Source organism: Amnibacterium flavum (genome assembly GCF_003097495.1).
Lineage (GTDB): Bacteria > Actinomycetota > Actinomycetes > Actinomycetales > Microbacteriaceae > Naasia > Naasia flava.
In genome coordinates this window covers 197301-214662 of the sequence record NZ_QEOP01000001.1, presented here as the reverse complement: position 1 = coordinate 214662, position 17362 = coordinate 197301, and the positions used below count along the sequence as shown (strand labels likewise).

Annotated in this window: 18 protein-coding genes; 15 read left to right on the top strand and 3 right to left on the bottom strand. The window is 67.4% G+C overall.

Annotated elements, in window-relative coordinates:
- The first annotated feature begins 83 nt into the window (after positions 1-83).
- The 15 genes from DDQ50_RS17585 to DDQ50_RS00975 all read left to right on the top strand — a co-directional run bounded on the left by DDQ50_RS17585 (position 84) and on the right by DDQ50_RS00975 (position 13648).
- Complete coding sequence (locus DDQ50_RS17585) at positions 84-503, top strand: type II secretion system protein (protein WP_116754887.1); 420 nt, start codon at positions 84-86, stop codon at positions 501-503.
- Between the two features lie 88 nt (positions 504-591).
- Complete coding sequence (locus DDQ50_RS17130; protein ID WP_165829644.1) at positions 592-1005, top strand: hypothetical protein; 414 nt, start codon at positions 592-594, stop codon at positions 1003-1005.
- Positions 1002-1607: a type II secretion system protein gene (locus DDQ50_RS01035; RefSeq protein ID WP_165829643.1), complete on the top strand. Its 606-nt coding sequence runs from the start codon at positions 1002-1004 to the stop codon at positions 1605-1607. The genes DDQ50_RS17130 and DDQ50_RS01035 overlap by 4 nt, the downstream gene beginning before the upstream one ends.
- 44 nt (positions 1608-1651) lie before the next feature.
- On the top strand, positions 1652-3484 hold the full coding sequence (locus DDQ50_RS01030; protein ID WP_116754885.1) for an autotransporter outer membrane beta-barrel domain-containing protein: 1833 nt from the start codon (positions 1652-1654) through the stop codon (positions 3482-3484).
- Positions 3484-4299: a prepilin peptidase gene (locus DDQ50_RS01025; protein WP_116754884.1), complete on the top strand. Its 816-nt coding sequence runs from the start codon at positions 3484-3486 to the stop codon at positions 4297-4299. Before DDQ50_RS01030 ends, DDQ50_RS01025 begins: the two co-directional genes overlap by 1 nt.
- Before the next feature lie 10 nt (positions 4300-4309).
- Entirely contained in the window at positions 4310-5374 is a 1065-nt protein-coding gene (gene pilM, locus DDQ50_RS01020) for a type IV pilus assembly protein PilM (RefSeq protein WP_116754883.1), read from the top strand.
- Entirely contained in the window at positions 5374-6129 is a 756-nt protein-coding gene (locus tag DDQ50_RS01015; RefSeq protein WP_116754882.1) for a hypothetical protein, read from the top strand. Before pilM ends, DDQ50_RS01015 begins: the two co-directional genes overlap by 1 nt.
- Positions 6126-6806 (top strand): hypothetical protein, encoded by a 681-nt coding sequence (locus DDQ50_RS01010; RefSeq protein ID WP_116754881.1) that lies wholly within the window; start codon positions 6126-6128, stop codon positions 6804-6806. Before DDQ50_RS01015 ends, DDQ50_RS01010 begins: the two co-directional genes overlap by 4 nt.
- A gap of 248 nt (positions 6807-7054) precedes the next feature.
- Positions 7055-8191 carry a hypothetical protein gene (locus DDQ50_RS01005; RefSeq protein ID WP_116754880.1) on the top strand — a complete coding sequence of 379 codons (1137 nt, stop codon included), beginning with the start codon at positions 7055-7057 and terminating at the stop codon, positions 8189-8191.
- On the top strand, positions 8157-8645 hold the full coding sequence (locus DDQ50_RS01000; protein WP_116754879.1) for a DUF6121 family protein: 489 nt from the start codon (positions 8157-8159) through the stop codon (positions 8643-8645). The genes DDQ50_RS01005 and DDQ50_RS01000 overlap by 35 nt, the downstream gene beginning before the upstream one ends.
- A 263-nt stretch (positions 8646-8908) precedes the next feature.
- Positions 8909-9283 (top strand): 30S ribosomal protein S12, encoded by a 375-nt coding sequence (rpsL, locus tag DDQ50_RS00995; RefSeq protein WP_116754878.1) that lies wholly within the window; start codon positions 8909-8911, stop codon positions 9281-9283.
- Entirely contained in the window at positions 9283-9753 is a 471-nt protein-coding gene (rpsG, locus tag DDQ50_RS00990; protein WP_116754877.1) for a 30S ribosomal protein S7, read from the top strand. Before rpsL ends, rpsG begins: the two co-directional genes overlap by 1 nt.
- Positions 9754-9875: 122 nt before the next feature.
- Positions 9876-11990: an elongation factor G gene (gene fusA / locus DDQ50_RS00985; protein WP_116754876.1), complete on the top strand. Its 2115-nt coding sequence runs from the start codon at positions 9876-9878 to the stop codon at positions 11988-11990.
- Positions 11991-12110: 120 nt separating this feature from the next.
- Positions 12111-13304, top strand: a complete 1194-nt coding sequence (gene tuf / locus DDQ50_RS00980) for an elongation factor Tu (protein WP_116754875.1) — start codon at positions 12111-12113, stop codon at positions 13302-13304.
- A 131-nt stretch (positions 13305-13435) separates the two neighbouring features.
- Positions 13436-13648: an Rv0909 family putative TA system antitoxin gene (locus tag DDQ50_RS00975; protein WP_116754874.1), complete on the top strand. Its 213-nt coding sequence runs from the start codon at positions 13436-13438 to the stop codon at positions 13646-13648.
- 21 nt (positions 13649-13669) lie between these two features.
- Here the strand turns inward: DDQ50_RS00975 and DDQ50_RS00970 are convergent, their stop codons facing one another.
- From DDQ50_RS00970 to DDQ50_RS00960, 3 genes are read right to left on the bottom strand one after another with little or no spacing between them, the layout of a single operon-like run.
- Positions 13670-14854: an MFS transporter gene (locus tag DDQ50_RS00970; protein ID WP_116754873.1), complete on the bottom strand. Its 1185-nt coding sequence runs from the start codon at positions 14852-14854 to the stop codon at positions 13670-13672.
- A 37-nt stretch (positions 14855-14891) separates the two neighbouring features.
- Positions 14892-15383 (bottom strand): hypothetical protein, encoded by a 492-nt coding sequence (locus DDQ50_RS00965; RefSeq protein WP_116754872.1) that lies wholly within the window; start codon positions 15381-15383, stop codon positions 14892-14894.
- Positions 15377-17338 carry a primary-amine oxidase gene (locus DDQ50_RS00960; RefSeq protein ID WP_116754871.1) on the bottom strand — a complete coding sequence of 654 codons (1962 nt, stop codon included), beginning with the start codon at positions 17336-17338 and terminating at the stop codon, positions 15377-15379. Before DDQ50_RS00960 ends, DDQ50_RS00965 begins: the two co-directional genes overlap by 7 nt.
- Between the last annotated feature and the right edge of the window lie 24 nt (positions 17339-17362).

Sequence of the window (17362 nt, the reverse complement as noted above, 5' to 3'; positions counted from 1 at the left end):
TTCGGCCGCGCAACATTGAGAACAGATGGCAGCCACACTCATGGGCCGCCCGACATCGACACCATGAATGAACAGGAAGAACAATGATCGCCACGCTGCACCGCACGCTCATCGCCAAGCGCAATGAGGCCGACGAGAACGACAAGGGCTTCACCCTGATCGAACTCCTCGTCGTCGTCCTCATCATCGGAATCCTGGCCGCCATCGCCATCCCGGTCTTCCTCGCCCAGCAGGACCAGGCCAAGGACTCGGCAGTCAAGTCCGACCTCGCAAACGCCAAGACCGCCGTCGTCTCCGCCCTCGTTGACAACCCTGCTGACAAGTCGATCGCGCTCGCCGATCTCGCCGCCTATGGCTTCACCAAGGGCGCGGACACCACGATCACCCCGGACCCGATCGTCGTCGCCACGGACGGAACGTTCACCATCACCGGAACGCGTACCGGTGGTGGCGGGAAGTCCTGGACTGTCACCGAGAGCTCCGGCGTCACCGAGGTGAAGTAGCCAACCAGTACCCGGTGGGGCGTCGCGTCAGCGGCGCCCCACTTTCGGCACCACCAATCGACCAGCAGCACCCACACCAAGGAACAGCATGAGCCCCCAGGCGCAGGACCTCCGAGACGAGGACGGGATCGGCATGATCGAGATCGTCGTCTCGATGTTCGTGCTGGGGCTGCTTGCTCTGGCGTTCCTTCCACTGCTGGCGAACAGCCTGTCCCTCACCTCGCGCAACACCACTCTCGCCGCGGCGACGCAGGTGGTCGAGCGACAGCTCGCAGAGGCGAGGGCGCAGACTCCCAGCTGCGCAGCGATCAAGACCTACGTCGACACGGTCCCCGACCCCGTGGACGCGGGCCGGGGAGTCCGGCTCCAACCGCAGCGCAGCGTCGGCTCCTGCCCGTCGACATTCCCCGGCTTCGTGTCGGTCTCATCCTCGGTCGTCGTCGCGGGCACGTCCCACGTGCTCGCGAGCGCCGCTACGCGCATCTTCGTGAGCGCACCGTGATCGGGCTCGAGAACTGCCCCGCGGACCCAGCGGGCGGCTCAGACGATGAGGGCTTCACCCTCATCGAGCTCCTCGTCTACATCGCCCTACTCGGAGTCGTCCTCGCCGTTGTGAGCTCGATCCTGATCAGTGCGGTACAGGGGCAGGGCAAGGTCGCCAGTCTGAACACCTCCGCCAGTGCCGGACAGGTGGCTGCGCGGTCGCTGGTCGAAGGAGTTCGCAATGCCTCAGGATTCAAGGTGAGCGCCCTCACCGCAGGCGGGCAACTGGTCCAAGCGCGTGTGGGCTCGGCGTCGCCCGGCGGTGCGATCGCCTGGCGATGCCAGTCCTGGTACTACTCGGTCTCGGCAGGGGCCATCCTCACCAGGTCCAGCCGCACAGGCCTCGTTGCTGCACCCGGCTCGGACATCGCAGGTTGGACGAAGGTAGCCACCGGCGTTTCGGTCCCCACCGGAGTGGCCGCCCCGTTCGTCGGCGCGTCGTCGCGCCTCTCCATCGATTTCCAGATCGCGGGGACGGGTGGAACGAAGCTGCGGATCGCCACGACCACAACGAGTAGTGCGCAAACTGACACGACGACAGGACCGGCCACATGCTATTGACGAGACGACCACCGCGGTCGGACCACGACGAGACCGGTAGCGCCATGGCCGCCGTCATGGGGCTGATGCTCGTCATCGCCGTCGTCTCGGTAGGCCTGCTGACCGCAACCGTCGCCGGATCCGCGACCTCGACGGCGAACCGCGCGAACACGCAGTCCCTTGCCTCGGCCGATGCAGGAATCGACACGATGTACGCGTCCATCGCCGGGGGTAACTATGTGTGCTCCGTCGTTTCGACGACGGAACCGATCTTCACAGCTGAAGCTGTCTACCGGAACGCGGCGGGCAATGTCATGCCGTGCACCAACGTCGTGTCCGGGGTCCCCGTCGCCGCTACGGTGACATCAATCGGCAGGGCCAGCGCCCCAGGCGTCGGAGCCACCGCTGGCGATGATCGTGCCGTGATCGCCGAACTCGCCATTCAGTCCGACACCGTCGGCACCGCGTTGGACAAGGCCGTCTTCAGCGAGGGATCCTTCACCCTCAGCAACAACGTGACCATCGAGGAGTCCGCTACCGGGGAGAACGACGGCGACCTCTACAGCAATGGCACCATCTACTGCAAAACCCAGCTGGAGATCCAGGGCAATATCGTCGCTCAGGGCAATCTCTCGTTCGAGAACACCTGTGAGGGTCTCGGAACCATCTGGGTGGGCGGAAACGCCACATTCAGCTCGTCGGTCAACGTGAAGGGCAGCATCTTCGCGGCGGGGAACTCGACCATGACGCTCGCGAACACGTCCCACGTCGACGGAACGATCGTCACCAACGGAAGCATCGCCCTCGACAACCATGGTGGAGCGAAGGCCTGCCCTGGCACGACATCGCAGTGGAGCATCTGCGGCTCCGTGGTCGCGCTCGGTGGCAGCATCTCCTCGAACAATGGCGCATCGATCGGTGGTAGCGCCTACGCGAAGACGAACCTGACCATGAGCAACGCGAACAGCGCGAAGATCGTGGGTAACGATGTGGTCCTCGAAGCCGGCAACCTCACGGGCAGCAACCTCAGCGGGACGAACATCGTCGGATCCGTCCGCGCGAACGGTTCCATCAGTGTCCCGGCGGCACGGATCGGGAACGTCGGCGGTTCGTGCCAGCGCGCGGCGGGCGGAGGTTTCGCAGCCTGTTCTCCGGCGCCCAGCATTCCAGCGCCGAACCCTGCCGTGGCACTCCCGCCGAACCTCGGATACCCCGGTTCCTCGCCGACACTGTCAGCCGTAAACAAGCCGGTTCGCGAAGAGCTCCCGAGAATCGAATCGTCGACGACCGCGCTCACCAAATGGACAGGATGGACGACCAAGACTTTCACCGGGAGCAGCTCCTGCGCCGACGCCAAAACGTTCCTGAATGGAGCGTGGAGCGGAAAGACGCTCGTCATCGTTCAAGGGTGCAGCACCCCGATCCGCTGGAACAACGAGACGTTGAGGGTCAAGGGCGATCTAGCCATCATGAGCACCAGCGGATTCGAAGCGTCGAACTCGTTCTCCGTCGCCTCGTCGTCGACCGAAGTGCACGACCTGCTCTGGATCGTCCCTTCAGATGGCCCGGGAATCAGCTGGGCCCCGGTAGCCGGGACGAGCCCGGTGCAGACTGCGCCGACCTGCACCGCGGCCGGCGGCACCATCGCGCTGACGAACCAGACGACCGTCTCCGGCACCAAGTGGTTCCTCTACTCGCCGTGCACGGTCAAGATCGATAACCGCCTGAACGGCTTCCGTGGGCAGATCTACGCGGGGAACGTGACCTACCCCAATAACAGCGCTATCACGATGGACAAAGTCGAGGTCCCTGGCGCGACATCAGGGTCGGCGGCACCGACGACCACTACCCACGCCGCGCAGATTCTTTCGCGAGTCGACGTGGCGGGTGGCAGCTGATGATCGCAGCAGTCATCGGCATCTTCGGCGGCCTCATCGGGTCGTTCCTCAACGTCGTCATCTACCGCGTGCCGCGCGGGCTCTCGGTGGTCAACCCGCCGTCGGCCTGCCCGGGATGCGGCGAGTTCATCCACAAGCGCGACAACATTCCCGTCGTGTCGTGGCTCCTGCTGCGCGGTCGTTGCCGAAACTGCAGGACCGCGATCTCGGCCCGCTACCCGCTCGTCGAACTCGGCACCGCCCTGTTCTTCGCGCTCGTCGCACTCCGCTTCGTGCCCGCGCTCATCGCCAGCGACGGCTTGGCCGGCATCGTCGCGGGGCTGCTCGCGCTCGTCGCACTCCTCTACCTCGCCGGAAGCTCGGTCGCGCTCGCCCTCATCGACCTCGATGTCCGTCGCCTGCCGAACGCCATCGTGCTCCCCCTCTTCATCGTCGGAGCCGTCCTGCTGACGACCTCCAGCGTGATCACGGGCGACGGCGAAGCGCTCCTGCGCGCCGGTATCGGAACCCTCGTGCTCGGAGGCGTCTACCTCGCACTGGCTCTCGCCGTACCGGGCGGCATGGGGATGGGCGACGTCAAGCTCGCCGCCGTCCTCGGGCTCTACCTGGCGTGGCTCGGCTGGCCGCAGCTCGCCGTCGGCGCGATCGCGGCGTTCCTGCTCGGCGGGCTCTTCGGGGTCGTCCTCCTTCTCACCCGGCGTGCGCGTCGTGGCTCCAGCGTGCCGTTCGGCCCGTGGATGCTGCTCGGCGCCTGGATCGGCATCTTCGCGGGCGAACCGCTCGCGTCCTCCTACCTCTCACTCCTCGGCCTTTAGGAACTGACACATGGCACACAGAGTCGTCGGAATCGACATCGGAGGGGCGAGCATTCGCGCCGCCGAGGTCCAGGACCCGGGCAAGCCCGGAGCCTCCGTCATCCGCTACGAAGAGGTCCCCCTTCCCGAGGGCGCCGTTCGCGACGGCGACATCCAGGAGGTCAACACCGTCGCCGACGCGCTCCGTCGACTGTGGTCGAGCTCCGGCTTCAAGACCAAGGATGTGGTCTTCGGCGTCGGCAACCACAAGGTGCTCGCCCGCGAGCTCGCCATGCCCAAGATGCCGCTGCCGCGCATCCGCGAGTCGCTCCCCTTCCAGGTGCAGGACCTCCTTCCCGTCCCCGTGTCCGAGGCGCTGCTCGACTTCTATCCCGTCTCCGAGGAGGAGGGCGAAGCCGGCCCCGTCATCCACGGTCTGCTCATCGCCGCCGTCAAGGAGCCCATCGAGCAGAAAGTCGCTGCGGCCCGCCTCGCAGGACTCAACCCGATCGGCGTCGACCTGGTGCCGTTCGCCCTCAGCCGCGTGCTGCTCACGGGGGAGAGCGCGCGGGGGACCGTCGCGCTCATCGACATCGGCGAGACCACGACCATCGTCGTGATCGCCCGCGACGGCGTGCCCAGCTTCGTGCGCATCATCCCCGCCGGCGGCAGCGACGTCACCCGTGCGCTCGCCGACCGACTCGACCTGCCGATGGATGAGGCCGAACGTCTCAAGCGCATGGTCGGCCTCGTCGCGTCGCCGAAAGCGCCCGAAGGTCTCTCGACCACCGCGTACGAAGCGGTCCTCGAGATCGTCTTCTCCGTCACCAGCGAGATGCTGTCAGGGCTCCGCAACACACTCGCCTACTACACCGCCAACGGCGGGCTCGCCGTCGACCGCATCCTGCTGACCGGCGGCGCGGGCCGCATGCCCGGCTTCTCCGACGCACTCGCCGAACTCTCCCGCATCCCGGTGTCGGAAGGAAGCCCGCTCGACGGCATCACGCTCTCGAAGTCGATGCAGGAGCGCGTTCCCGACGAAGGCTGGGGATCGATGACCGTCGCGGTCGGACTCGCGAGCGGAGGGGTTCTCTGATGTCATCGCTCAGCCTTACCAAGCCCATCACGTTCGGCAAGAAGAAGACTTCCGAAGGGGCGGACGCGGTCGATACCGCGCGGACCTCCGGCGCTGCGATCGCTACCGCGACACCCGGCCTCGGCGGGGTGCCTCGCGCCAACCTGCTGCCCCCGTCGGTGCTCGACGCCGCCAAGGGACGTCGAGCGATGCGCGGGATGATGGTCGGCCTCGCCTTCGCAGTCGTGGTCGCCGTCGCCGGATCCGCGGCCGCCGGAGTCTTCGCCATGAGCCGCTCGGTCGCTCTCGCGATGGAGCGCGCGAACACCGACACGCTCCTCGCCCAGCAGCTGAAGTACTCCGACGTGAGCACGACGCTCTCCTCGATCTCAACCCTGACCGCTGCTCAGCAGGCCGTCGGTGCCACCGACGTCGTGTGGGCCGACTACCTCGCATCGGTGCGGGCGGCGCTTCCCGCTGGAGTGCAGATCACGAATATCTCGGTCGAGGCGACATCGCCGACGACTGCTGTGGCGACGGGGGCCACCGCGCTGAGCCTGCCTCGGGCCGCATCGCTGTCGCTCACTGTGACCAGCGGAGATCTCGCGTCGGTTCGCGCGTGGATGGACAACCTGGCAGGCCTCCCCGGCTACGCGGACGCCCTGCTCGGGTCCGTGACGCTGAGCCCGGAGGGTGTCTACGAGTCAGTGGTCAGCCTCGGCGTCAACGGGGAGATCTACTCGGGACGCTTCACCACGACGGAGGATGCTCAGTGAACTCGACACGACTCTGGATGATGGGCGGGGCCCTCGCCATCATCGGCGTGCTCGCCGGCGGCTGGTTCCTCGGCGTCAGCCCGCTGATCAGTGCTGCAGCGGCCAGCGATATGGAGCTGTCCTCGGTCGAGCAGGCGAACGCCTCTCAGCAGGCGCGGATCGACACCCTCGCCGAGGCCTCGGAGAACCTGCCGGAGCTGCAGAAGGACCTCTCGGCGCTCAGCGCCGCGATCCCGCAGACGAGCGGACTGTCCGACTTCGTGGGCGAGCTCTCGAACCTGGCCGACACGACCGGCGTGCTCGTGAGCTCGCTCACCGTCAACGACGCACTCCTCCTGTCGGATGCCGCCGCGCAGGCGGCGGCAGCGGCACCCGCGCCCGTCGAGACGGAGGCGCCGGCCGAAGGTGAGGCGGCGACCGATGGAGCGGCGGCGACTGACGCTGCAGAGGCGAGCACGGCCCCCCTTCCCGTGACCGTCGATGTGCCGGGCATGATCGCCATCCCGGTCCAGCTGTCGGCCAGCGGCAGCCTCGACGCCCTCCAGGCGTTCGTAGCGGCGATGCAGGACTCGAGCCGGTTCGCGAGCATCTCGGGCATGGTCTTCTCGCAGGACACGAGCACCAGATCGTTCCGCCTCGACTTGACTGCGGCCATCTACGTCCTGCCCCTTTCCTGACCGCGAGCCTGCACGGGCGACGCCCCGTCCTCAGCAGGCGAACTCGGCTTCGCCCTCTCGCTCAGCAGATGGAAGTGTCTCCAGCAGGTCGAATTCGTCCGATTTCGCCTGCTGAGCGTGTTTCCACCTGCTGCGCGAGAGTGCGGGGAGGCGGGAGGCTGGGAGAGGGCTCCGAGACGGCTGAACCAGGCACCCCTAGACTGACCCGAAAGGGCGTCCGTCGCGCCCGTGACACCGAGGTGGCGAAGATGACCGACAACTCTCCGACCGATCGTCCCGGCAGCCGTCGCGAGACGTACCAGGGTGTCGGCGAGCCCGCCCCCGAGACGGTGAGCGCGGCGCCGGGTGATCCCGAAGCCCGGCCCTTCGAGCGCGACCAGGCCGTCGCGCCGACGCGTCCGGAAGCCGGATCCGGGACCGACGAGCAGAACGCGGCGACGCGCGCGGCGTCAGTCGATACCGACGCCCCCGCCCACCGTGCGGACGCTCCCGCAGACCTCCCCGCCCCGCGGTCGGCAGCCGAGACCGTGCCCGAGCCGGTCGTCACCGAGCACCCCGTCGCTCCGACGCCGCCGGCGGCCGCCCCGAACTACTCCGACACGTCGCCCTTCGGAGTCGAGAGGGGTTCCCGCTCCGCCTCTACCGTCGACAACCCGTCGACGACCGAGGCCCCCGCTGTCGTCCAGCCCGTGCGGTCCAGCGAGCGGAATGCGGCGGCCGCGGGTACGACGGACAGCACTCGGCCGGTGGACAGTGCGCCGGCGAGCACCGCCCCTGCAACCGTGAACACCGCGGGGGAGCCGAGGACCGTTTACATCGAAACCCCGCAGCCGCCGAAGAAGAAGGGCAATCGCGGGGTCGGCAGCCTCATCTCCCTCGCCGCGACGATCGTCTTCGCCGCCGTCTGGGCGGGCGTCGCCGCGCTGATCATCGCCGTCGTCACTCCTGGCGACCAGTTCGCCACTTACTTCCTCGACTTCGTGAAGAGCGCCGCGTACTGGGCTCCGATCGCCGCCTTCCTCGTCGCGATGATCCTGCTGGTGCTCGTCCTCAACCGGGGCGGCTGGCCCTGGTACATCATCGGCGGACTGGTCGTGGCGGTCATCGTCTACGGCGGCTACCTGCTCGGCGCACTGCTCACGGTGGCCCAGCAGATCACCCCGTCCGAAGTGGGTTCGTTCCTGTCGCGCAACTCGATCAGCCCGCTCGCGATAGCGGCCGGCATCGTCGCCCGCGAGGTCTCTATCTGGACCGGCGCCGCGATCGCCGCCCGCGGCCGACGGGTCAAGGCTCGCAACCTCGAGACGCGCGCCGCGTACGACAGGGCGGACGCGGAGCGGAAGGCGGAGTATGAGCGCGCCCGGGCCGGCAGCACCGGCGCCTGACCCGCGACTGGTCGCCGCGTTCACGGTCGTCGCGTGGATCGCGACGGTCGTCGCGGCGTTCGGGATCCTGAGCCTCGCGCTCGACCTCGACGTGGTACCGCAGGCGGAGGCCGGGCCGCTGCTCGGGCCCGTCATGGTAGTCGCCGCAGCAGTCGTCCTCTTCCTCCTGCTCGTCCGAGTCATCGGCACGCGCCAGCCGCCCGGAGTGAGCTTCGTCGGGCTCGCGGCGGGCGTCTACATCACCTTCCTCATCGTGGGCGCCGTCACCTTCGTCGCCGTCACCGCCAACCCGGCACAGCTTCTCTTCTTCCCCATCAACTTCGGTCTCAGCCCGTTCGTCATCGCCGCTGCCGTGCTCGCCGGAGTCAGCGGTCCGATCGCGCTCGCCGTCTCGTCACGGGCGGAAAAGGACGGCAGACCCCGCTGGCCGTGGGAGGATAGGGACCAGCCGTGAAAAGGCCATCCGCGACGCGCCCACTCGTTTGACGAGGGCACCTTCGCGGGCTATCCTTTTTTGGGTGTGTGCCGTGTGCACACTTTCGATTTCGGCGGAAACAGGCGCAGACTTCCGGGTTTCTCGGACCTGCACCCCACGCCATCCCACCCAGCGATACGAGTTTCATCCTGTGTTGCCAGGGGGCCAGACGGTCTCGTCCAAGATGCTTCGCGAAGCGCTCGAGGCCGCCCACAGAGCAACACAGATACTGAGGAGAAGTAGTGCCCACCATTCAGCAGCTGGTCCGCAAGGGCCGCACGCCCAAGGTCAGCAAGACCAAGGCGCCGGCTCTCAAGGCGAACCCGCAGCAGCGCGGCGTCTGCACGCGCGTCTACACGACGACCCCGAAGAAGCCGAACTCGGCGCTGCGCAAGGTCGCCCGTGTGAAGCTGTCGAACGGCATCGAGGTCACCGCCTACATCCCCGGCGAGGGCCACAACCTTCAGGAGCACTCCATGGTGCTCGTCCGTGGCGGTCGTGTTAAGGACCTCCCCGGTGTTCGCTACAAGATCGTCCGCGGCGCGCTCGACACGCAGGCCGTGAAGAACCGCAAGCAGGCTCGCAGCCGTTACGGCGCGAAGATGGAGAAGAAGTAATGCCCCGCAAGGGTCCCGCCCCGAAGCGCCCCGTCGTCGCAGACCCCGTCTACGGCGCCCCGATCGTCTCGCAGCTGGTCAACAAGATCCTGCTCGACGGCAAGAAGGGCCTCGCCGAGCGCATCGTCTACGACGCACTCGAGGGTGTCGCGTCCAAGAACGGCCAGGACGCCGTCACGACGCTGAAGAAGGCGCTCGACAACGTTCGCCCCTCCATCGAGGTCAAGTCGCGCCGCGTCGGTGGCTCGACCTACCAGGTCCCGGTCGACGTCAAGCCGCACCGCGCCAACACCCTGGCGCTGCGCTGGCTGACCAACTACGCGAAGTCGCGTCGTGAGAAGACCATGACCGAGCGTCTCACCAACGAGATCCTCGACGCCTCGAACGGCCTGGGAGCCGCGGTCAAGCGCCGCGAGGACACCCACAAGATGGCCGAGTCGAACAAGGCCTTCGCGCACTACCGCTGGTAGACCGCGGGCGTATGCCTACCGCGAACGGGGCCCGCGAGACGGAATGTCCCGGGCCCCGTTCGTAGTTTCACCCAGTGGTCAGTCTGTGAACTGACCGACACCAAGACTCACCGGAGGACCCCGTGGCACAGGACGTGCTCACCGACCTGAACAAGGTCCGCAACATCGGCATCATGGCGCACATCGATGCCGGCAAGACCACCACCACCGAGCGCATCCTCTTCTACACGGGCATCACCCACAAGATCGGTGAAGTCCACGACGGTGCTGCCACGATGGACTGGATGGCGCAGGAGCAGGAACGCGGCATCACGATCACGTCCGCCGCGACGACGTGCTTCTGGAACAAGAACCAGATCAACATCATCGACACGCCCGGTCACGTCGACTTCACGGTCGAGGTAGAGCGCTCGCTGCGCGTCCTCGACGGCGCGGTCGCCGTCTTCGACGGCAAGGAGGGCGTCGAGCCCCAGTCCGAGACGGTGTGGCGTCAGGCCGACAAGTACAACGTGCCCCGCATCTGCTTCGTCAACAAGATGGACAAGCTGGGCGCCGACTTCTACTTCACGGTCGACACGATCATCAACCGCCTGGGCGCCAAGCCCCTGGTCATCCAGCTCCCCATCGGTGCCGAGTCGTCCTTCGAGGGCGTCGTCGACCTGGTCGAGATGCGCGCGCTGACCTGGCGCGGCGACGCCAAGGGTGACGTCCAGATGGGCGCCAAGTACGAGATCGAAGAGATCCCGGACGACCTCAAGGAGAAGGCCGAGGAATACCGTCAGGTCCTCCTCGAGACCGTCGCCGAGACCGATGACGCGCTGCTCGAGAAGTACTTCGGCGGCGAGGATCTGACCGTGGCCGAGATCAAGGCCGCGATCCGCAAGCTCACGGTCAACAGCGAGATCTACCCCGTGCTCTGCGGCTCCGCGTTCAAGAACCGCGGCGTGCAGCCCATGCTCGACGCGGTCGTCGACTACCTCCCGTCGCCGCTCGACGTGCCCGCCACCGAGGGCCACGACATCCGCGACGAAGAGATCGTCATCGAGCGTCACCCCGACCCGAAGGACCCGTTCGCGGCCCTCGCGTTCAAGGTCGCCGTTCACCCCTTCTTCGGTCGCCTCACCTACATCCGCGTCTACTCGGGCCAGCTCGAGTCCGGCGGACAGGTCATCAACTCGACCAAGGGCCGCAAGGAGCGCATCGGAAAGATCTTCCAGATGCACTCCAACAAGGAGAACCCCGTCGACTCGGTCACCGCCGGCCACATCTACGCGGTCATCGGCCTCAAGGACACCACCACCGGTGACACCCTGAGCGACCCGGCGAACCAGATCGTCCTCGAGTCGATGACGTTCCCCGAGCCCGTCATCGAGGTCGCCATCGAGCCGAAGACCAAGGCCGACCAGGAGAAGCTGGGCACCGCGATCCAGAAGCTGGCCGAAGAGGACCCGACCTTCCGCACGGAGCAGAACCAGGAGACCGGTCAGACGGTCATCAAGGGAATGGGCGAGCTCCACCTCGACATCCTGGTCGACCGCATGAAGCGCGAGTTCAACGTCGAGGCCAACGTCGGCAAGCCGCAGGTCGCGTACCGCGAGACGATCAAGAAGACCGTCGAGAAGTACGACTACACGCACAAGAAGCAGACCGGTGGTTCGGGTCAGTTCGCCAAGGTCCAGATCTCAATCGAGCCCATGGAGGTGACCGCCGAGACGAGCTACGAGTTCGTCAACGCCGTCTCCGGTGGACGCGTGCCGCGCGAATACATCCCCTCGGTCGACGCGGGAATCCGCGACGCCATGCAGGTCGGTGTCCTCGCCGGCTACCCGACGGTGGGCGTCAAGGCGTCCCTCCTCGACGGTGCCGCGCACGATGTCGACTCGTCCGAAATGGCGTTCAAGATCGCCGGATCGATTGCGTACAAGGAAGCCGCTCGTCGCGCGCAGCCCGTGCTGCTCGAGCCGATCATGGCCGTCGAGGTGCGCACGCCCGAGGAGTACATGGGCGACGTCATCGGCGACATCAACTCCCGTCGCGGTCAGATCCAGTCGATGGAGGACGCGACCGGCGTCAAGGTCGTGCGGGCCAACGTCCCGCTGTCCGAGATGTTCGGCTACGTCGGAGACCTGCGCAGCCGCACTTCGGGCCGCGCGGTCTACTCGATGACCTTCGCGAGCTACGCCGAGGTTCCCAAGGCCGTCTCCGACGAGATCGTCCAGAAGAACAAGGGCGAATAGCGCTCTCGGGCGCGTCGCTCACTACTGAAGTAACATAACTACCCAAATCCCCTGTAATCTTTTCCGGTTTGCAGCCTGCTATCCGGGAGATTGCACGAGACGTCCTTAAGGAGGACACCAGTGGCCAAGGCCAAGTTCGAGCGGACCAAGCCGCACGTCAACATCGGAACGATCGGTCACGTCGACCACGGAAAGACGACGCTCACCGCGGCGATCTCGAAGGTGCTTGCCGACAAGTACCCCTCCGCGACCAACGTGCAGCGCGACTTCGCGTCGATCGACTCCGCTCCCGAAGAGCGCCAGCGTGGTATCACGATCAACATCTCGCACGTCGAGTACGAGACGCCCAAGCGTCACTACGCTCACGTCGATGCACCTGGTCACGCTGACTACATCAAGAACATGATCACGGGTGCCGCGCAGATGGACGGCGCGATCCTGGTCGTCGCCGCCACTGACGGCCCGATGGCTCAGACCCGTGAGCACGTTCTGCTCGCCAAGCAGGTCGGCGTGCCGTACCTGCTCGTCGCGCTGAACAAGGCCGACATGGTCGACGACGAGGAGATCCTGGAGCTCGTCGAGCTCGAGGTCCGCGAGCTGCTCTCGAGCCAGGACTTCGACGGCGACAACGCCCCCGTCGTCCGCGTCTCGGGCCTCAAGGCCCTCGAGGGCGACGCTGCCTGGACGCAGAGCGTCCTCGACCTGATGGACGCCGTGGACGAGAACGTCCCCGACCCCATCCGCGACAAGGACAAGCCCTTCCTCATGCCGATCGAGGACGTCTTCACGATCACCGGTCGTGGAACCGTCGTCACCGGCCGTGCCGAGCGCGGAACCCTCGCCATCAACTCCGAGGTCGAGATCGTCGGCATCCGCCCGACGCAGAAGACCACGGTCACCGGTATCGAGATGTTCCACAAGCAGCTCGACGAGGCGTGGGCCGGCGAGAACTGCGGTCTGCTCCTCCGCGGCACCAAGCGCGAGGACGTCGAGCGCGGCCAGGTCGTCGTCAAGCCCGGCTCGGTCACCCCTCACACGAACTTCGAGGGCACCGCGTACATCCTGTCCAAGGATGAGGGTGGGCGTCACAACCCGTTCTACGCGAACTACCGTCCCCAGTTCTACTTCCGCACCACCGACGTCACCGGCGTCATCACGCTGCCCGAGGGCACCGAGATGGTCATGCCCGGCGACACCACGTCGATGACCGTTGAGCTGATCCAGCCCATCGCCATGGAAGAGGGACTCGGCTTCGCAATCCGTGAGGGTGGCCGCACCGTTGGCGCCGGAACGGTGACCAAGGTCCTCAAGTGATCTGACGCTGAAGGCCAGCCCCCAGGGCACGGACTTCAGCACCGACAAAGGGTCGGACCTTCGGGTCCGGCCCTTTCGTCGTTCCCGGACCTTCGAAGGAACCCCGCAGGAACCGTTCGTACGCTCGGGGGATGGCAGGCTTCGGAGATATCACCGGCAAGGCTCAGCAGTTCCTGAAGGACGAGAAGGTCCAGCAGGCGCTCCACGGGAAGCAGGCGGAGGAGGTCAGCGACAAGCTCCTCGACGCCGCCGCCAAGGCCGCCGACAAAGCGAGCGGCGGCAAGCACACCGACGCGATCAGGAACGCCCGCGACAAGGCCGACAGGGCTGTCGGAGACAAATAGCGGGCGGGCTGTCCGCGGGCGCTACGAGTCGTGCTGCGCCGGGGTCGCCTCGACCGTTCGCATCGCGGGATAGCGGGCCAGTAACGCGACCGTCGCGAACGCGACCAGCACCGCGCAGGTCAGCAGTCCCGCGCTCGTCGTCGTCCGCGACTCGAGCGCCGCCGGCAGGAGAAGACTCCCGGCACCGTATCCGAGGCCGACGCAGAGCAGCACGATCGCGTAGCGCGACGAGAAGTCGCGGCGCCCGGTGAAGGCCAGGACGAGCGCAGGCGCAACGACCACCGACAGTCCCATCGCGAGACCGACCAGCGAGCTTCCGATGGCGAAGGCGACGGACGACGGGACGGCGAGGGTCGCGAAGCCCGCCACGGCGACAGCCCCGACGAGGGCCGCCGACGACTGCGCGGGCATCCGCCGTTCGAGGAGCAGATAGAGACCCCGGCCGACGATGGCGGCGGCCGGCATCAGGACGGTCGCGATCGACGCTCCCGGAATGTCGAGCACCCTGCCGACCTGGAGCATCTGCACCTGAGCTGCGAGGGTCGTCGCGCCGAGCACGGTGAGGAATACGACCGGACCGATCAGAGCCTTCGAAGCAGAGGCGTCGCCGTCGCCCGGCAGGGTCCGCGTGGTGTCGCGCGGTGCGGTCGCCGGAAGCGACGCCGCCAGGGCCAGAACGCACAGGGCGTAGAGCGGCGCGACGATCGTCGCCAACGCCGCACTGCCGAGACCGGCGAGCAGTGCGACCACGGCGGGGCCGAGCAGCATCCCCCCGACGGATCCGCCTGTGTAGACGATCGTGATGCCGACCGCCGGCCGCGGCAGTGCGGAGACCAGCAGGTCGGCCAGCGGAAGATAGCTCGACGCGGCGACACCGGCACCGAGCGCGGCGAAGCCGAAGATCAGCCAGGGCCACCCCGGCCCCGACCCGATCGCGGCGAAACCGACCGCCGATACCACCCCGCCGACGGCGATCGTAGTGCGCGCGCCCACCACACGGATCGATCGCGCGACGAGTGGGGTCACGACACTGTTGACGATGAAACTGACCGCCGTCGCCACGGCGACCGTCGCAACCTCGAAGCGACCCTCGGCGATCACCGCGTCCACGATCGCGGTGATCGCGTAGTAGCCCGCACCGATGCCGACGAACATCAGAGCGCTCGCGACCGCGACGAGGCGAGGCCCGGAGATGCGGGTTCTCACATCGTTGTCCCCTCGGGAGCGGCGGCGCGGCTCCCGGTCACGAGAGAACCCCGGCGAGCCCCATGCCGGTGAACATGCAGGCCGAGCAGGCGGGCTCCCGGACCGAACGCGCGCCGCGCTGCCGAGCATCGACGACGCGGGCCGCGATGGCGAGGGCGGCGATCGCGGTGACAGCCGCAGCGACGCCCGCCCCGTGATGGGCTCCGCGGGTGTGCCCGGCAGTGAGCATCATCGCGCCCATCAGTACGAGGTCCAGCGTCACGAACAGGTATCCGGCCACGACCCGGCGGGAGCGCCGACGGGCACCGGCGAACACGGCCCCCGCCACCGACGCGCCGGCCGTCGCGGCGAGGACGGAGGCGACCGCCGCCATGCCGGCGTCGCCCATCGGCGTGGGAAGGCACATCAGAAAGCCGATCGCCGCCGTCAGGAGCGCCAGCGCGGACAGGAGCCCGAGCCGAGACGGGATGGCGAGTGCCACGGCGATCCCCGACAGGCCGAGCGCCGCGAGAGTCGGGACGGTCAGCACCGGCAGCCGTCTCCGTGCGAGCAGTCGCACCCCGCTCCGTCACCGTGCGCGTGCACCGGGGTCGGGGGAGCGGCGTCGAGCGCGGGGTTGCGATCGAAGAAGTTGTAGGGGACGAGCGCGAAGCCGACATGGTCGACCGGCATCACGGGCCAGTCCTCGGTGCGCGGGAAGTGGGTGAGACCGAAGGTGTGCCAGACCACCACGTCGGCGCCGTCGAGGTTCCGACCCGCGGCCTGGTAGGCGGGCAGTCCTTCACCTCGGGGGGACTGGTTCACGTAGTCGCCGGCCGGATATCGCTCCGCGGGATCGTAGGCCGTGACCCAGAGGTGGCGTGTGGCGAACGCTGCCCGGCCGGCGACGGACGACCCGTCGTCGGCCATCAGAGTGGGGTTGTGCTGCGGACGCAGGGTGTAGCCGACCTCGTGTCCCAGGCGATTGAACCTGCCGGGGTTCACGATGTTCCATACCCGTCCTGTCGAGGCATCCGCGAACCGGGCGGCGTCGGTCTCGTCGACGATGGTTGCGACGGAGCGGGTGAATCCGTTGCCGTAGAGGTTCCCCTCTCCCATCGGCACCCGGACGGCCTCGATCTGGTCGACCCGATTCGTGACGCCGTCGACCATCATGTCGAGGCGGGCGCTGAAGAGATGCTGGTGGTACGGCGCGGACAGGCCCGGCGCGATGCGGGAGGCGTAGGCGTACCCGTCAGGGCTCGCCGTGGTGAAGACGATGCCGTTGAGCTTGACCTCGTGTTCGATGCGGCCGTCCTGGTAGAGATACCAGTAGAACGCGTAGTCGTAGTTGCCGACCGTCGTGACGTAGGAGACGACGAACCGGCGCGAGCGGCGGGTCTGAGCTCGGCCGTCGCCGTCGGTGTGCTTCCACAGCACCCCCGCATCCTCCTCGTGGATGCAGATCGCGTTGGCGATGGACACGGGCTCGCCGTGCTCGCCCGCGACGACGGCGTCGAGGTAGGTGATGTCGCCGAGGCAGTCGCAGCCGAGCACGAGCGAGTTCGCCAGGCGACCGACGAGGTATTCGCCGGTGTCGAAGTAGTTGGTCCAGAACCGCAGCGGGCTGGGGTCGCCGTAGGGCACCACCATCTCGGCGATGGAGGCCCGGTAGACGATGTCTCGGCCCGCGAAACGCAGCTGGTGAAGCGTGAGGCCTTCGCGCATGTCGAAACCGACACGGAGAGTCCACTGGTCCCACTCGATCGCGTGCCCGTCGACCTGGAAGGACGGTCCGTCGGGCTGGTGGATCTCGAGGGGCCTGAGGCGCTGGACGGGCACGACGTCTCCGTCTCCCATGAAGTCGCCGCTCTCCTCGGGGATCGCCACCGCCCCGGTGTCGGTAACCGAGACGACCGTTCGGGAGAGGAGGTCGACGTAGGCGATGAGTCCTTCGATGGGATAGGCCCAGTAGTTGGCGGTCGGCGTCGGCCTCCGCCACGGCAGCACCCGCACGAGACGCATGTCGCGCTCGCCTTCGATGTCGAAGTTGCCGGCGGTGAAGGCATCGCACTGCACGAGTGCCGGGTCGACTCCGCGCAACTCGAGCGCAGCCAGCCAGCGCGCATCGGCGGTCACGAGTTCAGCGGCGAGGGTGAGCTCGGATCCGAGCTGAGGCACATCTCCGGCTATCCCGCGATCGACGGGGGAGGCCGTCAGCACGCGGCCGTCCGCCAGCGAGACCACGAGGTCGCTCGCAGCGCCGGTCTCGATATCGAGGAGCATGACGCGCGCGCGCCGATCGAGCGGGCCGCCCGCCAGCACGTCGGCCTTCGACGGCTCCTCCAGCCCGACGTAGGCGAACCGCGTCGAGGGGCTGACGACGCCCGCCGCGTCGAGGATGCTGCGCACCGTGTCGTATTCGGCGCGGGCGAGCGGCTCGAGGGGATGGGAGGCGGGTTCGGGGTGTCCCGGTGCCGGAGCGGCGGTGGCGGTCTGCGACATGACGGATCCGATCGTTCGTTAGCT

What these genes read in the sequence shown, in the direction of transcription:
- DDQ50_RS01005 (WP_116754880.1), top strand. Translation starts at nt 7,055, where the DNA reads ATGACCGACAACTCTCCGACCGATCGTCCCGGCAGCCGTCGCGAGACG.
- DDQ50_RS17585 (WP_116754887.1), top strand. Translation starts at nt 84, where the DNA reads ATGATCGCCACGCTGCACCGCACGCTCATCGCCAAGCGCAATGAGGCC.
- DDQ50_RS01015 (WP_116754882.1), top strand. Translation starts at nt 5,374, where the DNA reads ATGTCATCGCTCAGCCTTACCAAGCCCATCACGTTCGGCAAGAAGAAG.
- DDQ50_RS00975 (WP_116754874.1), top strand. Translation starts at nt 13,436, where the DNA reads ATGGCAGGCTTCGGAGATATCACCGGCAAGGCTCAGCAGTTCCTGAAG.
- DDQ50_RS00960 (WP_116754871.1), bottom strand. Translation starts at nt 17,338, where the DNA reads ATGTCGCAGACCGCCACCGCCGCTCCGGCACCGGGACACCCCGAACCC.
- DDQ50_RS01025 (WP_116754884.1), top strand. Translation starts at nt 3,484, where the DNA reads ATGATCGCAGCAGTCATCGGCATCTTCGGCGGCCTCATCGGGTCGTTC.
- pilM (WP_116754883.1), top strand. Translation starts at nt 4,310, where the DNA reads ATGGCACACAGAGTCGTCGGAATCGACATCGGAGGGGCGAGCATTCGC.
- rpsG (WP_116754877.1), top strand. Translation starts at nt 9,283, where the DNA reads ATGCCCCGCAAGGGTCCCGCCCCGAAGCGCCCCGTCGTCGCAGACCCC.
- DDQ50_RS01000 (WP_116754879.1), top strand. Translation starts at nt 8,157, where the DNA reads ATGAGCGCGCCCGGGCCGGCAGCACCGGCGCCTGACCCGCGACTGGTC.
- DDQ50_RS01030 (WP_116754885.1), top strand. Translation starts at nt 1,652, where the DNA reads ATGGCCGCCGTCATGGGGCTGATGCTCGTCATCGCCGTCGTCTCGGTA.
- DDQ50_RS17130 (WP_165829644.1), top strand. Translation starts at nt 592, where the DNA reads ATGAGCCCCCAGGCGCAGGACCTCCGAGACGAGGACGGGATCGGCATG.